This window comes from Shewanella sp. UCD-FRSSP16_17 (genome assembly GCF_001675935.1).
In the GTDB taxonomy this organism is placed as follows: Bacteria; Pseudomonadota; Gammaproteobacteria; order Enterobacterales; family Shewanellaceae; genus Shewanella; species Shewanella japonica.
Map to the genome: position 1 here is coordinate 281,685 of NZ_LZFV01000035.1, position 16,644 is coordinate 298,328.

A 16,644-nucleotide genomic window follows, 5' to 3' on the forward strand; every position below is an offset into this window, starting at 1 on the left:
ATTTCAATCAATTAAGCGTAGTTCACTTTGTGCGAATTACCTTTTAAATTAGTCTTGTGCGGTTAATTTTTCAACAGGAAATATGTTGTATTGGTGGTTATTTGCTTGTTTTAGACTAAAGGCTGAGTCTAAAAATATAAAATGAATGCTAAGTGCTTGGCTAAAAAGGTAAAACAAATATAGAAGTGTATAAAAAAGCCATTCACTGATTGGAATGGCTTTGGTTAGTCATGAGTTAGTTTATCATAGCGTTAAGGCTGCTGACGTGTTGCGGCAAGCGCGATTTCACGAACACAAACGCTTTGTGGCATTTCGTAGGCAAATACAGCCGTTTCAGCAATGACTTCTGGTGCGACTACGCCGCCCATGTCTTCTTTCCAGTCTGCGTAGCCATCTTTAATCGCTTGATCTGTTGTGTGGCTTAATAACTCAGTTTCTACCGCTCCTGGTGCAATGGTCACCATGCGAACATCGTCCATAGCAACTTCTTCACGGATATTTTCCGTTAATGCATGTACAGCAAATTTAGTTGCACAATAAGCCGCATGGTTTGGAAAGGTTTTACGGCCAGCAATTGAACTTACGTTGATGATAGTACCTGTTTTACGGGCTTTCATGCTGGCTAAAACAGCATGAATACCATTGAGTACACCCATTACGTTGATGTTGAGCATCTTGGTCCATTCTTGTGGATCTTGCACATCTGCTTGACCTAGTAACATCACACCAGCGTTATTGATTAAACAGCCAACAGGGCCGTATTGTGTTTCAGCTTCAGTAATGGCTGCTTTCATCGCTTCAGTATCTGTCACATCAACGCTAATTGCTAAACTATTTTCAAGTTGCAATGCCTGCATGGGTTCAAGACGGCGAGCCAATAATAGTAATGGATGTCCCTTAGCGCTGAATGCTTTGGCCATTGCTGCACCAATACCTGAAGATGCACCAGTAATTACGATAAGTTCTTTCATGATTTCGACCTCTCTTTGTTAATGAGAGAATTATAGAGCGCGATTTATTGTTGATATATAATCGATAAAGAACATAATTGTTTACGTATGGCTTCTAATGAGCCAGCGTTAGCGATGACTCATTGACGTATATAGGCGGTGGTTACTGCAGAACTGTTACCATCTTATCTGCAAATGGATATTGAGAGTTAAATGAATACAGAGATAAATTTAGTGGATATCCGTGCTTTTGTGGTGATTGCAGAACAAGGTAACTTTACTCAAGCTGCGGAAGTATTGGGCTGTTCACGCTCGCACTTATCTAAACAATTATTGAGTTTAGAAACATTTCTAGGTGTCAGTTTGATTATTCGCACCACCAGAACGCAACGATTGACAGATCAAGGCGCGCTGTTTTTACAACAATGCCAGCAAGCATTACATCAAATTGAGCAAGCTGTGGCTACCACAGTAGATAGTGCGGAAAAATTATCAGGTAATATTTATATCAATTGTGTGGGTGGTTTTTTAGGGGAAGACATTATCGTTCCCTTAGTGAATGACTTTATCCAACTATATCCCGATATCACTATAGATCTCGATTTCAGTAGCCAACGAGTCGACTTAATTGAAGATCATTTTGATGTGGTATTTAGAATGGGCGATTTATCGGATTCAGGATTAATAGCACGAAAGCTTATTGATATTAAAAACTGTACCTTGGCGTCACCTGCCTATCTTGAAAGATATGGACAGCCGACACATCCGAGCCAACTCAATAAGTATGCTTGTATCGTTGGTTCGATTAATCATTGGCGTTTTAGTCAACAGGGAGCTGTGAAAGAGCATATTGATGTTGCGATTAAAGGTAAGTTTCGGTGTAAAAATGGCCGAGCAATGAAGATTAGCGCATTAGCTGGTAATGGTATTGTCAGGTTGCCTTATTTATATTGCCATCAAGAGATACAAACTGAGAAATTAGTCGAAGTATTTACAGATTGGCAAATACCCGACACACCGTTTTATGTGCTTTATCACAAGGACAAATTTCAACCTGAGCGCCTGAAGAAATTTATACAGTTTACCCATGAACGTTTCAAATCTTATCTGCCTGATTTATAAAAATTTAGTCAATGCAGTTAATTGAAACAAGGTAAAAATGAAAATTTAGTTTGCTGATATGACATCCTTTTTTGATTATTTCTACTATCTTTATTAAACAATAAAAATAGGAAAACTGGGATGCTATCAAGACTAGCGCTACCTTTCTGTTTACTCTTGCTTGCCAATAATGTGCAAGCTAGCGGGCTTTATTTTGAAGCTCGAAGCGACAGTATGGGTGGTACTGGTGTTGCTGCCTCTAATCGAGTTGGCGCCAGTTTCATTAATCCTGCTTTATTGGCCATTCTTATTCCACATAACACCTATACCAATGATGAAATCAACAAGACCCAAGCATTTTCTTTATTACTGCCAACAATTGGCGCCGAAGGTTCTGATAGCGATAATATGATTGATAAGTTTGATTCGTTACAGGACTCTTATGATGGCCTTGAAACGGCAATCAATAACGGTGATTCCGCCGAGGTTGAAGCCTTTCGAGACGACTTGGTGTTAGATTTAGAATCACTCAAAGGCAATGTGGCGAATGTATCAGCAGGAATTGGTGCAGCCTTGGTGATACCAAATCAACGTATGCCGATGGCGGTTTTTTATAAAAGTTATATTGACGCAGTGGGTGTGGCCGATATTGCCCAGTCAGACATTGATACTTTGAACGTGCTTGACCCTAATAACCCGCCAACTGAAATCACTGACCTCGATTCTCAAGGTGTCGTGCTAGCTGGTAGTGTGACTGATTTTGGTGTGGCACTCAGCTTTCCTTTGTCGATTGTAAATATGCCTGTCAGGGTAGGGGTTTCACCGAAGTTTCAACGAATTGATACTTACCATTACTCAGTTAATGCTAACAATTTCGACGCCGATGATTTTGATGATGACAAATATCGTAACGATGAAAATCTCTTTAATTTGGACGTTGGTGTCGCATTTGAACCTATTGAAAAATTAACTATTGGGCTATCTGCCAGAAACTTATTCAGTCAAACCGTCAAAACGGTTGAAGCGCAAGGACGAGAGTTTCACTACCAAGTGGAACCATTAATTACCGCAGGCGCTGCCTACGATTGGTCATCGGTAACCTTGACCACAGATATTGATTTAGTCGATCAAACCCGATTTAAAGAGTTTGATCCTGTGCAGTATTGGCGTGTAGGCGGTGAACTAAAAGCCACTGATTGGCTCTCGTTGAGAATGGGTTATCGACATGACTTAAAAGACAACAGTGTTGATATATATTCATTTGGTACAGGTTTTGCGATTGGGCAAGCATTTAAGTTAGACATGAGTGGTAGCTATGGTGAAGATGACGCCGTAGGGGCAGTATTACAAACCTCTTACCACTTTTGAGTGTTAACTTAGCAGATCGTCAGCGACTTTAATTATGGCGTGATTAACTGATAGATAAAGCTAACGTTGACTTAATTGTTAGCACGATAGCACTCAGGCCACACAGCATTAATGTTGCCATTCTGGTTTTTTCTTTGTCGACTTTATTGGTTAGTTTTCCTGCCACTAGGCTACCTAAAAACACCGACGGCAATAACATCAATGAAAGCCAAACATGTTTTAGCTCAACGAGTCCCGCCAAAATGAGTATCAACATCGCAATCATAGAACTAAAGACAAAAAATATGGATAAGGCTGCACGAAACTGTGGTGCGTCTTTTCCGGCAAGTAATATTGCTAGAGGTGGGCCACCAATTGCTGCGATATTGCCAAATACTCCTGATAAAACCCCTGCTATAAACAAAGTGATCTTATTTACTGGTGCGGTAATTTTATAGATGCTAAGAATGACTGCAGTAGCCACAATAAAGGCTATCGCTAGCCCTAATACTGCTTGTGGGGCAAAAATTAATAATCCAGCACCAAGAAAACCACCAGGGACTCGACCGAGCAAGGCGTATTGTAAGCCATTAAACTTGAGCGGGGTTCGCTCTCGCAATAACGTTATTAATGCAATGGAAAATCCACATGCAATAACTGGAACAGGAACAAGTTGAGGGTCAATAATGTAAAGCAGTGGACTGGCGACCACTGCTAAGCCAAAACCTATTAGCCCCTGAGTTAGTGCGCCCAGAAATATGATAACCGATGCAAGCATCAAGGTTTGCGGATCGATAAATGCCATTCTGTGCTCGTTGACTTAATTAAGGTCGGTGCAAATTTGGTGCGACAAATTTATGCGAATAGAAATGCAGAATAAAATTGAGCTTACATAAAAGTAAGCTCAATAGTGGTTATTCGTCTAAATCTTCCCACTCGATGCCCATTTTATCCATAAGAGCTTTAGCCTCACTTGGAATGCTATCTGGGCCTTCTTTAGATAAATCTTCATCGTTAGGGAGTGGCTGACCAGTATATGCGTGCAAAAATGCTTCACATAATAGTTCACTGTTAGTGGCATGGCGCAAGTTATTCACCTGACGACGAGTACGTTCATCAGTTAGTACTTTAAGCACTTTTAACGGAATGGATACCGTAATTTTTTTAACTTGTTCGTTTTTTTTGCCATGTTCGGCATATGGGCTGATATAGTCGCCATTCCATTCAGTCATTAACTCACCTTTATACGATAGATTCGTGGCAGATTTTAACTGCTTATTTATTACAGTCAAATTATTGCTGCTATTCTATAACGAATACAAATAGATTTCTTTATGTTTAGACGTYTARACGTCTAATATGTGTTGACGATCTAACTTTGCTTAGGTACATTTAGCCATCTAGACATCTCTACGGTGTGTACTCTATAGTGTGTCAATCTTGAGGAGCTTACAATGAAAAAACATCGCGCAGCTACATTAGCAGTTCGCCAAGGTATCGAATCTGATACTCAGTATGGCGCGGTAGTCCCGCCGATTTATCTTTCAACAAATTATTCATTTGATGGACACACCAACCCTAGGGAATTCGACTATAGCCGCTCAGGTAATCCGACTCGTTGTGTACTAGGAGAGGCAATCGCTAAACTAGAAAATGGCGCGACAGGGATTGTAACTTGTACAGGAATGGCCGCGATTACCTTAGTGACCAGTTTACTTGGGCCTGATGACTTAATCGTGGTACCGCATGACTGTTATGGTGGTAGTTACCGACTGTTCACAAATCTTGCCAACAAAGGCCAATTTAAATTATTGGTTGTTGATCAAACTGACGAGAAAGCACTCACTGAAGCGATAGCGCAAAAGCCTAAAATGGTCTGGTTAGAAACACCTTCGAACCCACTTTTGCGGGTTGTGGATATTAAAGCCATCGTTGAAGCAAGCCATGCTGTTGATGCACTTGTTGTAGTCGACAATACTTTCTTATCTCCAATTTTACAGCAGCCATTAGAACTTGGTGCTGATATCGTGATGCACTCAACGACTAAATACATTAATGGCCACAGTGATGTTGTTGGCGGCGCCGTTGTCGCTAAAGATGCAGAGCTTGGTGAGCTATTACATTGGTGGTCAAATACCTTAGGGCTAACAGGTTCTGCATTTGACAGTTACTTAACACTGCGTGGTATTAGAACTTTAGCCGTGCGGATCCGTGAGCATCAAACTAATGCTCAGCGTGTGATTGACGTGCTGCAATCTAGTGATGTCGTTGAAAAAGTGTACTATCCCGGTTTAAAAGACCATCCAGGTCACGATATTGCTGCCAAACAGCAAAAAGGCTTTGGTGCTATGTTAAGTTTTGAGCTTAAAGGTGGCGAAGCGGAAGTGGTTGCCTTTTTAAATGCATTATCGATTTTCAGTGTTGCTGAAAGCTTAGGCGGAGTGGAAAGCTTAGTTGCCGTCCCAGCAACAATGACCCACAGAGCAATGGTGCCTGAAGCACGTTATGAAGCTGGTATTAAAGATACATTACTGAGACTATCTGTCGGGATTGAAGACGCAGAAGATTTAGTGAATGACATCAATGCCGGGCTCGCAGCAGTTGCCGCATTATAGTTCCGTGTCAGTCAGCGTTTTGCACAAAAGTTTAGTGGTTTAAGGAGTACAAAATGACCCGCAGTCATTTACATAAGTTTGGTGGTTCAAGTCTTGCTGATGCAGATTGTTATCGCCGTGTCGCCCATATTTTGTTGACTCATGGAAACTGCGACGATCTTGTCGTCGTGTCAGCTGCGGGAAAAAGCACTAACTTTCTATACAAGCTGTTGTCGCTTCGGGAAACGGGCGAATTATGGCAAGAAGAATTACAAGTTCTCATCAGCTACCAGCAAAACTTAATTGAGCAGCTGCTCTCTAACGAACAAGCCCGAGATTTACGTGAGCGTCTATCAACGGATAAGGCGCAACTGATCAGCCTGTTATCACTTGAGCAGCGCAATGAATTCGAATTAAACCAAGTGCTCAGCTTTGGTGAACGTTGGTCTGCGCGCTTAATGGCTGCGCTTTTACGTGAATCAGGTGTTGCTGCAATCAATGTTGATGCTTGTTCAATTCTCGTTGCTGACGAAGGCTTAGTGCCTAATATTCGATTAGCTCAATCACGTGAAAAAGTGCAAGCACTGCTTGAAGCGCACCCCAATGAGCGATTAGTCATTACTGGTTTTATTTGCGCTAACCAGCAAGGTGATACTCTGTTACTTGGACGAAATGGCTCTGATTACAGCGCAACCTTAATTGCGAGCTTAGCAGATATAGAACGAGTCACTATTTGGACTGATGTTGAAGGGGTGTTTAATGCAGACCCTAATAAAATCAATGATGCCAAGTTACTCAATAGTATGTCATTGGCGGAAGCGGATAGATTGGCTCATTTAGGTTCTCCTGTCCTTCACAGCAGGACATTACAACCTTTATTTGATACCAATGTCAGTTTGGCTGTTCGTTCTAGCTATGCATCTCATACTGATTTTACCTTGATTGCGCCGCAAAGCTCTTCGGCAAGTGCGCCGGTTGTAACGAGTTTAAATGAGGTCGTACTGTTTAAAATTAAGCTGCAATCACCAACAGAAAACCTGATTGAATTATTAGCGCAACAGGGGATCCTTCCTTTAGCTTATTGGACATCTGCCCACCATAAAGTTGAACTTGCTTTTACTGTTGAAAATCAAAAGCAAGTGCACACCTTACTTGAATTACACGCCCAAGCGCTTAATGTCAGTGATATTCATGTGAGCGATGAGCTTGGATTAGTCGCCTTGGTTAGCGCTGATGCCGAGCACTATCGTCGCAGTTTTGCTCGCTTACTCAGTCGTGATGCAAAACCGCTTTATCAAGATGATTTAAGCTTAGTGACCTTAGTGCCAAAATCTCAGGTGAGCTTACTCACTCAAAAAGTACATCGCCGCTGCGCAGGTCCACGAATGCGTATTGGCGTGCTGCTGTTGGGAGTCGGTAATATCGGTGAAGCTTGGATTGATTTATTCCAACGATCTTCAACAGCACTTAATCGTGAGCTTGAAGCCACTGTGCAATTAGTGGGATTACTGAGCTCTAAAGAAGCACTTATCTGCCCTGACGGAATTGATCTTACTCAATGGCAAGATAAGTTTGATACGACTGCTAAACCTTGGGATTATACGAGTCTATTTGAGCAACTAGAGCATCTCGATTGTGATGAATTAGTCGTGCTAGACATCAGTGCCAGCGCCAGCTTAACTTTACAATACCCTGAATTATTTGCCCGTGGAATTCATGTTGTTAGTGCTAATAAACTTGCAGGTTCAGGGCCATTACCATTTTACCGAGAGCTGAAACAACAGCTGAGTAACCGCAGACTATTTTGGCGTTATAACGCAAGTTGTGGTGCGGGTTTACCAATACAACACGCCCTGAATGATTTACGTAATAGTGGTGACAGTATTGAGGCGGTTGGCGGTATTTTCTCAGGCACTTTGTGTTGGTTGTTTGAGCATTATGATGGCCAAAAATCTTTTTCAGAATTGGTGATAGAGGCAAGAGGGTTAGGGATAACCGAGCCCGATCCACGTGACGATCTTTCTGGTCGTGACATGCAACGTAAGCTATTGATTTTAGCTCGTGAGATTGGCTTTGAAATTGAATTAGAGGATATAGTCTTAAACTCACTGGTGCCTGCTGCATTGGCAGACTTATCTTTAGATGATTTTTTAGCACGTATCACGGAACTTGATCAGAGTATGTTGCAGCAGTTCACTACAGCGGCAGAGCAAAATAAAGTGCTTCGTTATGTCGCCTCTTTGGACAAGGTTGATGGCAAAATGCATGCTGAAGTAGGTATCCAATGGGTCGATACAAATCATCCTTATGCCAATTTAACCCCTGGTGATAACGTTTTTGTTATTCGAAGTGCGTTTTATCAAGGTAATCCTCTAATTATTCGTGGATCTGGTGCTGGCAGAGAAGTCACAGCGGCAGCCGTTCAATCCGATCTGGTACAGATTTGTAAGGATTTACTGCAAGAGTAACTTTTAATTGCTTGTTCACCTTATGGTTAGTGTAAATGAAAGGCTTATTTCTAAACGAAGTAAGCCTTTTTTGTTGGGGGACAGTAATGCAGTGGTTGAACCTTGTGCTACCCAAGTGCGTTATTTTCTTTAATGTTTTTGAGATATCGCAGTAAACCAAGTCATTATTAATAAAAAATTCAGCAGTATGAACTTAATTATCTGCATCTTGCTTTTGTATAAAAAACATCCTGCCTAACTGTTCTTTTATTGACTATATTGAGTAAAGCATAGGAAATGGATTATTCACAAAAGGCTGATATATGAATAAAAATCTCTGGTTTTCCAAAGTTCACTCATGGCGTTTCACCAATACAGTTACTTCGCAATGGGTACAAAGTGCAAACTTTAGTGTATCTAGGTTTTGGGCGGCGCTAATTGGCAGTACGTTAAGCCTTAGTGTTTCAGCCAGTATTCCTGAAGCGTCACCTAAAGAGCTCCTTGAAACCGTACCTGCAGCGGCTCAAGTATGCCTAAGTTGTCATGGCGTAAACGGTGAAGGTTTAGGGGTAGCAGGCCCTAGATTAGCAGGCCTTTCTAGTGACTATATGGCCCAGCAACTTTCTCATTTTCAGTCTGGTAAACGTCAAAATCCGACGATGATGGCAATGGCTATGACGGTGCAGGGCGATACCATTAAATTAGTCTCAGATTTTTTTGCTGCAAAACCAGTCGCTGAAATTAGTTTGCAGTATCGAGGTGATAAAGTTGTCATTAGCGATATAGGCGAGAAACTGGCTTTTCAAGGTGATTGGGAGCGAGAGATCCCAGCATGTACCAGTTGCCACGGTCCGTCAGGTATTGGTGCTGGTCAATTTCCGCGGTTAGCTGGCCAAGAACCCACCTACTTTAAAAATCAATTATTGGCATGGCAAAAAGGCACCCGTACAGGGGATGTTGACAACATGATGGGCAATATTGCTAAAAAGCTCACCGTTGCAGAAATTGATGCATTAACTCAATACTTTTCGGCTCAGAAATAAGGACATACTATGAAGCTATATTATTTTTCGGTGGCTGGTGTGTTGCTCAGTATGGGATTATCAGCGACGGAGTTACCCGATAGACAAGCTCAACTTCCTTCTGTTCCAAAAGATGCTAATGCCCAATATTTAACACCGAGTGCGTTATCTGCGATTCCTAAAGGGGAGTTTGGCGACAAAGTCACAAAGGGGTATCAGTTGTTTGTGAATAGTCAGCAAATGCGCAATCAGTATGTTGGCAATGAATTGAACTGTGTAAATTGCCATATGAACGCCGGAAATAAAGCGAATGCTTCGCCACTTTGGGCGGCTTATATGGCCTATCCTGCCTATCGTAAAAAAAATGACAAAGTGAATAGTTATCAGGAGCGTATTCAAGGTTGTTTTACTTACTCAATGAATGGCAAAGCCCCTGAATCAGGTAGCGATGTGTTAGTTGCTCTGTCGGCTTATTCATATTGGTTAGCGATGAGTGGCTTGATGAATCAATTTAATCTTACTGGTGATGTACCAATATTGTCAGATGCTGAGTTGCTAAAAGGAGGTAATCGTCCTGAGTTTCCATTACCTGAGGTTATTAGCGAGAAGCGTGATCAAAAAGCGTTAACGATGCTGCCTGGTCGCGGCTTTCCTAAGTTAGATAAGCCGGAAAAGCCCTACTCGATAGAGCGAGGTAATTCAGTCTATCTTGCACATTGTCAGGCTTGCCATGGTCAAGATGGTCAAGGAGTAAAGATGGCAAAAGTGAGTGCTCTTCCGCCATTATGGGGCCCGCAGAGCTATAACTGGGGAGCAGGTATGCATCGAGTGAATACAGCGGCTAACTTTATTTATGAGAATATGCCATTAGGAAAGAGTATTCAGCTTTCAGTCCAAGAGGCTTGGGATGTAGCAGCATACATTAATGCCCAGGAACGACCTCAAGATCCGCGCTTTAAAGGAAAGATAGAGCAAACGAAAGCCAGTTTTCATCAACATGATGGTTATTATGGCAAAAAGCCTCAAAATGTACTTTTAGGCGAAAAGGCTTATCCTAATTTCCCTGAGGCTAGTCAGTAAGCCTGATTGGAAAAGTCATTGGGAAAGTAGAAACGCTGAATAAATGGCAACGCAGTACAGTAGCATAATAAAACGTATTTGGTTGAGGTATCACCTCTACTGCTAAGGCAGAGGATTATATGAGCTGCATTATTATCTACTGTGCTATTTTTATAGTGTAGTGCCACACTCAATTTCGTTATCAATCATAAAATGAATATCATAGAAAGTTGTATCGCATTATCCTTGCTTATACATCTAGCGTTGCCTGCGAACCAATCGTTAATATTCCTACTATCGAGTTAATCCTGTGAAGACACAAATTGTTGAAATCTATCATCCTCAAGAACAAGTAACTCAAGAGAGGATATCACTGAATCAAGCTAATGTTGTTGAACCTTTAATTTGTCCTATCTGCAATAAGCAAAATGCTTGTGCTGTCAGCAAAGGTTTATCTATTGAGGCGTGTTGGTGTCTTTCTCTTTCAGCTCGTGGCACCATTTCTGCTGCTGTTAAAGCGCAATTGAGGGGAAAAGCTTGTGTGTGTCAGTCTTGCTATGAGTCTCTTTGCAAAAAGTAGTGTTGCTATTTTGTTAAAATAAAATTGTGGTGTCAGGAATGATTGATATACTTAATCATTACTTTAATTAGGAAAAACACCATGATAAAAAAAATACTCCTAGTTGTTGCTATCTTAATTGCAATCCCATTTATCGCGGCGATCTTTATCAAAAAAGATTACTCAGTTGAGCGAACAATTGTGATTAACCAACCTAAAGCGATTGTGTTTGATTATGTAAAACACCTCAAGAATCAAAATAATTTTAGTAAATGGGCGCAAATGGATCCCGATATGGAAAAAACCTATCGTGGGACAGATGCAACGGTTGGATTTGTGTCAGCTTGGGCAAGTGACAATCCAGATGTTGGCGTCGGTGAACAAGAGATAATGGCGATTGTTGAGGGAGAGAGGATTGATTTCGAACTTAGATTTTTAAGCCCTTTTGAAGCAACAGAGCCTGCATATATGACCACTGAAGCCTTGTCTGACAATCAAACTCGACTTAATTGGGGGTTTAAAGGGCATCTCGATTATCCGATGAATTTGATGTTTCTGTTCATGGATTTTGAAACGATTATAGGCAATGACTTACAGCAAGGCTTAGATAGCTTAAAGTTGATTTTGGATTGAATAGGCTTAAGTTTTATTGCATTGCTTGATATTTCTAGGGCGATATAAACACCAAACTGTGAAGGCACTACAATATTAGTAGTGCCTTTTTTATTTATTTAGCCTAATCAATTGACTGATTTATTGAGATTATTGCATTTAATACCTTTGCTTTTAATGATGGTGTTTCCAATTTGTGTGTAATGCAGGTAATCTTAATTTTTCTTTAAATGACTTAGCCCTATTGAGTGAAATAGCGGATGAATCAAAAGAAAAACAACTAAAAATAATAACAAGAAATAATTAACGCATTATGAGGTTTTCAATGGAACAAGTGACGGCATTTGTAAATACAGTTAATGGCATAGTGTGGGGCGTTCCCATGTTAGTGATGATTTTAGGAGTGGGATTATTTCTGTCTATCGGACTGAAATTAATGCCAATCCTAAAATTAGGCACAGGCTTTAAGTTATTATGGTCTGGTCGAGATTCATCCGACGATAAACATAAAGGTGAAATTAGTCCGTTTAACGCTTTAATGACTTCACTTTCGGCAACCATTGGTACAGGTAATATTGCCGGTGTTGCAACCGCGATATTTCTTGGTGGACCAGGCGCGTTATTTTGGATGTGGTGCACGGCGTTAGTCGGTATGGCTACCAAGTTTGCAGAAGCTGTCTTAGCGGTTAAATTTCGTGAAAAAGATGGAAATGGTAATCATGTGGGCGGTCCCATGTATTACATCAAGAATGGTTTAGGCAGCAAATGGGCTTGGTTAGGCACGTTATTTGCGCTTTTAGGCTCTCTTGCCGGTTTTGGTATAGGTAACACTGTGCAAACCAACTCAGTTGCTGACGCAATGAGCAGCAACTTTGGTGTGCCTAACTGGATTACTGGTTTAGTGCTGATGGTGCTTGTGGGTGCTGTATTGATGGGTGGTATCAAACGCATCGCAGACGTTGCCGGTAAACTTGTCCCTTTAATGACCCTATTTTATATCACAGCTGGCTTAGCCGTGTTAGTTGTTTATGCTGACCAAGTACCAGCCGCATTTCAGTTGATTATTCATAGTGCATTTAACCCTGTTGCTGCCCAAGGTGGTTTTGCTGGTGCCGCTGTGTGGGCTGCTATTCGTTTTGGTGTCGCTCGTGGTGTGTTCTCAAATGAAGCTGGCTTAGGTAGTGCGCCTATTGCCCATGCTGCTGCGCAAACCAATGAGCCTGTTAAACAAGGCTTAGTGGCGATGTTAGGTACGTTTATCGACACGATTATTGTTTGTTCGATTACCGGTTTGGCTATTATTGTATCGGGAGCATGGACTTCGGGTGAAACAGGCGCTGCGTTAACATCCTTTGCGTTTTCACATGCACTGCCTATGGGGAATTATATTGTTGCCGTTGCATTAGCTGTATTTGCTTTTACGACCATCCTAGGTTGGAGCTTTTACAGTGAAAAATGCATGCAGTATTTATTTGGTGATAAAGTCGTCAAGCCATTTAGATTAATTTGGACCTTAGTGGTACCGATTGGTGCTGTGAGTTCGCTTGAGTTTATTTGGTTACTTGCAGATACATTAAATGCCATGATGGCTATTCCAAACTTGATTGCATTAGCATTGTTAAGCCCTGTGGTATTTGCACTAACCCGTGAATACTTTGCTAAACAAAAGCAGTTAAATGCGCAAGGATAAAAAAATGGATTAGGCATACACTGGGATGTGTATGCCAACAAAAAGGGATTTTATGAAGATAGATAACATTATAAGCGTATATACAATCTGTTTGCTGAGTGTCGTGCTTGCTGGTTGTAATGGCGTTAAATTTCGCACCAATGCAGAAGAGTATGTAGTCGCTAAGGTTGAGGCTTCAACCGTTGATTTGTATTCACCAAGTGAACTTTATAATCACGAAAACGACCCATTAGGTGAAGTGTTTACTTCTTTTTGCAGTGTGTCGGCAGATCATTTGCGTTATCCGATTCCAAGTCTAAGCGCATTGAAAAACGATTTAAGAGGTCAAACGGCTGATAGGGGCGGCAATGCACTGGTTATCACTGAATGTGGTGAGCAGAAGTATCCGACTTGCACAGTATATCTGGAGTGCACAGGCTTAGCGTATTACCTTAAGTCGTGGGATTAATTTGGCAAGCTAAGTAAGGTTAAGTGAAGTTTAAAAATCATCTTCTAAGTCGTCACCTAAACTTTTACGTAATTCTGCTTGTTCAAGATAGTCATCTAAGCGTCGTTTAACTTGACGTTTTCGTTCAATAATTTCAGCTGAACGTTTATTTCTTGGTGATACCATTGCGTCGATTTCTGTATCGTTAGGAATGCTTTCAGTAATATTAGCCATTATTCTACCCTCTATTTCATGCTTATTTGTGGTGTCCCTGTGTGACAAATAAGCTGTAAATATCAAAGGTAGCCTTTAGCCGTGCTTTGATATCATGGGTATTGAGCGCTGAAGCTTACGATATTCCTGTAAAACAACCACGAAGAATATGCATTCAAATTGCACCCAAAGGTTTACTTACTCCTATAAATTCAATGTAGCAGTTATTTATTTTTTTGCTTAACGCAGTTATCAAAAAGTTTCTTTGACACACAAAAACGCCACTCATTAGAGTGGCGTTTGAGGTGTAACAATTGGCACGATGCCGACCTAAGCCAGTTCGCATTGGTGCCAGATTGAATGACTATGGCTTATAAACCAAAGCTGTACGAGTAGCCTAGTACAATTTTTGCGTCGTCATCATCTAAATCTGTATCAGATGCAGTAAATGAAACAGTACCGTAATCAGTATCAGAGCTTAACGATACATTGTATTCTGAGTAGCTATCAGTACCATACCAGCTAGTAATGATATCGCCATCTGAATAACCGTAATGCACGCCTAAAGACAGTGATTCAGTTAGTGGGAATGTGAGGTTAGCTTGTGCATACATCATGTCTTTTGAATCAAGTGGATCAGAAGCAATATCATCGCCGCCATTGACAGTGTGTGAATAAGAAACATCTAACCATTTCCATGCTAAACCAACAGTGACTTCACCAAAATCAACACTACCAGGAGAATCTGGGTAGGCATAATAAAGGTAGTTAATATCGTAGCTTAAATCTTCAGTGATATTACCACCGTAACCTGCGTAAATATCTAACTCGTAACTTGTGCCATCACCAAAATCAACGTTTGAAGCCCAACCACCGACATAAAAGCCAGAATCAGCGGCATAATCAATACCACCCTGTACAGCTGCACCGTTATCAGTTTGGCTTACACCACGCCATAGGTAGTTTGACGTCGCGCCGATATTACCGGTGACTTCTGCTAATGCAGAACCAGATAATAATAAGCTTGTAGATAGCGCAATAGCTTTATATAAGGTTTTTTTCATTTTCATTCCCTCAAAGTTTTTATTATTCATTTCACCTGTTGCTTGATTATCGGGCAGCAAGGTTCAATGTTGATTTCATCTGTATGAGTTATTGCTAATGATGTGCCATGTTTATAAATGCTTTACTATTAATGGTTTATGTTCTCTCGCACTATGATGTAGCAAAAATGTTGCATGATATTGAGGCAGGGGTGCACTTTTTTTGTGCAGTTTTGGGTCGGATTTCTAATAGAAAGGTGATCAATAGACATAAAAAAACCTCCGAAGTGGAGGTTTTATTTTCAAGCAGTTAATCTTAGTTAACGCTATCTTTTAATGTTTTACCCGCTTTGAACTTTGGTACAGTCGCTTCAGCAATTTGAATTTCTTTGCCAGTCTGTGGGTTGCGGCCAGTACGAGCTGCGCGTACAGAGGTTTCAAAAGAACCAAAACCTACGATAGAAATTTTGTCACCATTTTTCATGGCTTCAGTAACAGCTTCTTCAAAAGACTTTAGTGCGCGGCCAGCTTCTGCTTTAGTTAACTCAGCATTTTCTGCAATTTTTGCAATTAATTCACTTTTGTTCATGTTGATATTCTCTGCTTTCCATAGATGTGTTTATTTAAAACTAGATTAACATGCCATAAGCCATGGGGCTTTGAAAGCATTTTATCTGATAAATGTGTAGCAATAGGGCATTTTGGTGACATTTACGACGTAAATGACCCCTTTGCCCAGCTTTTGGGGCGAAAATGACGAGTGCCACAGTAAAATTAATCTTCTAATAGTTGATACAGCAGCTGCTTAACCAGTTTAGGCTCAAAAGGTTTATCGCAAAGTGCATTCACTCCTGCACTTGATACATTACTAAGATGTGTATCATTGGCTTCAGATGAGACCATTAATATTGGGATATGGGATTGCTGACTTTCATTGCGAATATATTGGGTCAGTGCTAGACCGTCGACACTCGGCATGTTGTAGTCTGTGATGACTAGGTCAAACATCTGTTGCTGCATGAGTTCTATTGCTTGCGCCCCATCTTCAGCTTCGCTAATGATTCTAATGCCTAAGTTGCCAATGGTTCGCTTAATGACATTACGTGCCATTCGGCTATCATCAACCACTAATGTACGAATATCTTGTACATCAAAATGACTTAAATCCAGTTCATCGTTGCTGATTAAATCGATGGTTGAATTGAGCGCAGTCGCTAGGTGATCGGCATCGAATGGTTTCGGTAGAATGGCGACGACCCCTGATTGCCTGAACACTTCAAGTTGTTCGCGTCGACACTCACTAGAAACCAGCATAAATTGAATGTCATTAAATTGAGTGCTTTGCTTGATGAAACTGAGCAAGTCGGTTGCTTCGCCATCTGAAAAGTGTAAAGCGCTGATGACTAAATCAGGAGTATGTCTTGAGATAATGTCTTTCGCATCAGTGATACTTGATGCAGTTTGAATGCTATTTACACCTTCTTGTTGTAGGCGTGCGGTGATAATTTTACGCTGAGTATCTGAAGGCTCTAGCAATAAAATTGATAGTTCACTGGGGGATAGGTGGCCCATAAATGACT

General features: G+C 41.0%; 17 protein-coding genes. 10 read left to right on the forward strand and 7 right to left on the reverse strand.

What is annotated here, in order from left to right; all coding sequences use genetic code 11:
- Positions 1-251: 251 nt before the first annotated feature.
- Positions 252-971 carry an SDR family oxidoreductase gene (locus A9267_RS15015; RefSeq protein WP_065109754.1) on the reverse strand — a complete coding sequence of 240 codons (720 nt, stop codon included), beginning with the start codon at positions 969-971 and terminating at the stop codon, positions 252-254.
- A 192-nt stretch (positions 972-1,163) separates the two neighbouring features.
- Between A9267_RS15015 and A9267_RS15020 the strand changes: the two genes are divergently transcribed.
- Together A9267_RS15020 and A9267_RS15025 are read left to right on the forward strand one after the other, a co-directional pair.
- The gene (locus A9267_RS15020) at positions 1,164-2,072 is read left to right on the forward strand and encodes a LysR family transcriptional regulator (protein ID WP_065109755.1); all 909 of its coding nucleotides are present in this window, start codon (positions 1,164-1,166) and stop codon (positions 2,070-2,072) included.
- Positions 2,073-2,192: 120 nt separating this feature from the next.
- Positions 2,193-3,419: a conjugal transfer protein TraF gene (locus tag A9267_RS15025; RefSeq protein WP_065109756.1), complete on the forward strand. Its 1,227-nt coding sequence runs from the start codon at positions 2,193-2,195 to the stop codon at positions 3,417-3,419.
- Positions 3,420-3,462: 43 nt separating this feature from the next.
- Here A9267_RS15025 and A9267_RS15030 read toward each other — a convergent pair whose 3' ends face one another.
- Positions 3,463-4,203 (reverse strand): sulfite exporter TauE/SafE family protein, encoded by a 741-nt coding sequence (locus tag A9267_RS15030; RefSeq protein WP_065109757.1) that lies wholly within the window; start codon positions 4,201-4,203, stop codon positions 3,463-3,465.
- Between the two features lie 109 nt (positions 4,204-4,312).
- Positions 4,313-4,630 carry a met regulon transcriptional regulator MetJ gene (gene metJ / locus A9267_RS15035; protein ID WP_055022728.1) on the reverse strand — a complete coding sequence of 106 codons (318 nt, stop codon included), beginning with the start codon at positions 4,628-4,630 and terminating at the stop codon, positions 4,313-4,315.
- 222 nt (positions 4,631-4,852) lie between these two features.
- Here metJ and metB point away from each other — a divergent pair, with 222 nt between their 5' ends.
- From metB to A9267_RS15070, 8 genes are all read left to right on the forward strand, one after another.
- On the forward strand, positions 4,853-6,013 hold the full coding sequence (gene metB / locus A9267_RS15040; protein ID WP_055022727.1) for a cystathionine gamma-synthase: 1,161 nt from the start codon (positions 4,853-4,855) through the stop codon (positions 6,011-6,013).
- A 53-nt stretch (positions 6,014-6,066) separates the two neighbouring features.
- A complete protein-coding gene (locus A9267_RS15045) occupies positions 6,067-8,460 on the forward strand; it encodes a bifunctional aspartate kinase/homoserine dehydrogenase II (RefSeq protein WP_065109758.1) in 2,394 nt (797 codons plus the stop codon).
- A 302-nt stretch (positions 8,461-8,762) separates the two neighbouring features.
- A complete protein-coding gene (locus tag A9267_RS15050) occupies positions 8,763-9,482 on the forward strand; it encodes a c-type cytochrome (RefSeq protein ID WP_082972410.1) in 720 nt (239 codons plus the stop codon).
- 9 nt (positions 9,483-9,491) lie between these two features.
- Complete coding sequence (locus A9267_RS15055) at positions 9,492-10,541, forward strand: c-type cytochrome (protein ID WP_065109759.1); 1,050 nt, start codon at positions 9,492-9,494, stop codon at positions 10,539-10,541.
- A gap of 289 nt (positions 10,542-10,830) precedes the next feature.
- Positions 10,831-11,100, forward strand: coding sequence for a cysteine-rich CWC family protein (locus A9267_RS21635; protein ID WP_082972411.1), 270 nt, complete (start codon positions 10,831-10,833; stop codon positions 11,098-11,100).
- An 81-nt stretch (positions 11,101-11,181) separates the two neighbouring features.
- The gene (locus A9267_RS15060) at positions 11,182-11,712 is read left to right on the forward strand and encodes an SRPBCC family protein (protein WP_065109760.1); all 531 of its coding nucleotides are present in this window, start codon (positions 11,182-11,184) and stop codon (positions 11,710-11,712) included.
- A gap of 304 nt (positions 11,713-12,016) precedes the next feature.
- Positions 12,017-13,381, forward strand: a complete 1,365-nt coding sequence (locus A9267_RS15065; protein WP_055022722.1) for an alanine/glycine:cation symporter family protein — start codon at positions 12,017-12,019, stop codon at positions 13,379-13,381.
- 52 nt (positions 13,382-13,433) lie between these two features.
- Positions 13,434-13,829: a hypothetical protein gene (locus tag A9267_RS15070; RefSeq protein WP_156669180.1), complete on the forward strand. Its 396-nt coding sequence runs from the start codon at positions 13,434-13,436 to the stop codon at positions 13,827-13,829.
- 30 nt (positions 13,830-13,859) lie between these two features.
- Here the strand turns inward: A9267_RS15070 and A9267_RS15075 are convergent, their stop codons facing one another.
- From A9267_RS15075 to A9267_RS15095, 4 genes are all read right to left on the reverse strand, one after another.
- Positions 13,860-14,042: a hypothetical protein gene (locus A9267_RS15075; protein ID WP_055022720.1), complete on the reverse strand. Its 183-nt coding sequence runs from the start codon at positions 14,040-14,042 to the stop codon at positions 13,860-13,862.
- 350 nt (positions 14,043-14,392) lie between these two features.
- Positions 14,393-15,085 (reverse strand): TorF family putative porin, encoded by a 693-nt coding sequence (locus A9267_RS15080; protein WP_065109762.1) that lies wholly within the window; start codon positions 15,083-15,085, stop codon positions 14,393-14,395.
- A gap of 295 nt (positions 15,086-15,380) precedes the next feature.
- Positions 15,381-15,653, reverse strand: a complete 273-nt coding sequence (locus tag A9267_RS15090) for an HU family DNA-binding protein (protein ID WP_055022718.1) — start codon at positions 15,651-15,653, stop codon at positions 15,381-15,383.
- 185 nt (positions 15,654-15,838) lie between these two features.
- Positions 15,839-16,636, reverse strand: coding sequence for a response regulator transcription factor (locus A9267_RS15095; RefSeq protein WP_055022717.1), 798 nt, complete (start codon positions 16,634-16,636; stop codon positions 15,839-15,841).
- Positions 16,637-16,644: the final 8 nt, after the last annotated feature.

Excerpts from the sequence above, each read along its gene's own strand:
- A9267_RS15030 (WP_065109757.1), bottom strand. The coding sequence starts at position 4,203 with ATGGCATTTATCGATCCGCAAACCTTGATGCTTGCATCGGTTATCATA.
- A9267_RS15015 (WP_065109754.1), bottom strand. The coding sequence starts at position 971 with ATGAAAGAACTTATCGTAATTACTGGTGCATCTTCAGGTATTGGTGCA.
- A9267_RS15070 (WP_156669180.1), top strand. The coding sequence starts at position 13,434 with ATGAAGATAGATAACATTATAAGCGTATATACAATCTGTTTGCTGAGT.
- A9267_RS15090 (WP_055022718.1), bottom strand. The coding sequence starts at position 15,653 with ATGAACAAAAGTGAATTAATTGCAAAAATTGCAGAAAATGCTGAGTTA.
- A9267_RS15020 (WP_065109755.1), top strand. The coding sequence starts at position 1,164 with ATGAATACAGAGATAAATTTAGTGGATATCCGTGCTTTTGTGGTGATT.
- A9267_RS15060 (WP_065109760.1), top strand. The coding sequence starts at position 11,182 with ATGATAAAAAAAATACTCCTAGTTGTTGCTATCTTAATTGCAATCCCA.
- A9267_RS15045 (WP_065109758.1), top strand. The coding sequence starts at position 6,067 with ATGACCCGCAGTCATTTACATAAGTTTGGTGGTTCAAGTCTTGCTGAT.
- A9267_RS15080 (WP_065109762.1), bottom strand. The coding sequence starts at position 15,085 with ATGAAAAAAACCTTATATAAAGCTATTGCGCTATCTACAAGCTTATTA.
- A9267_RS15095 (WP_055022717.1), bottom strand. The coding sequence starts at position 16,636 with ATGGGCCACCTATCCCCCAGTGAACTATCAATTTTATTGCTAGAGCCT.
- A9267_RS15025 (WP_065109756.1), top strand. The coding sequence starts at position 2,193 with ATGCTATCAAGACTAGCGCTACCTTTCTGTTTACTCTTGCTTGCCAAT.
- A9267_RS15055 (WP_065109759.1), top strand. The coding sequence starts at position 9,492 with ATGAAGCTATATTATTTTTCGGTGGCTGGTGTGTTGCTCAGTATGGGA.
- A9267_RS15075 (WP_055022720.1), bottom strand. The coding sequence starts at position 14,042 with ATGGCTAATATTACTGAAAGCATTCCTAACGATACAGAAATCGACGCA.
- metB (WP_055022727.1), top strand. The coding sequence starts at position 4,853 with ATGAAAAAACATCGCGCAGCTACATTAGCAGTTCGCCAAGGTATCGAA.
- A9267_RS15050 (WP_082972410.1), top strand. The coding sequence starts at position 8,763 with ATGAATAAAAATCTCTGGTTTTCCAAAGTTCACTCATGGCGTTTCACC.
- metJ (WP_055022728.1), bottom strand. The coding sequence starts at position 4,630 with ATGACTGAATGGAATGGCGACTATATCAGCCCATATGCCGAACATGGC.
- A9267_RS15065 (WP_055022722.1), top strand. The coding sequence starts at position 12,017 with ATGGAACAAGTGACGGCATTTGTAAATACAGTTAATGGCATAGTGTGG.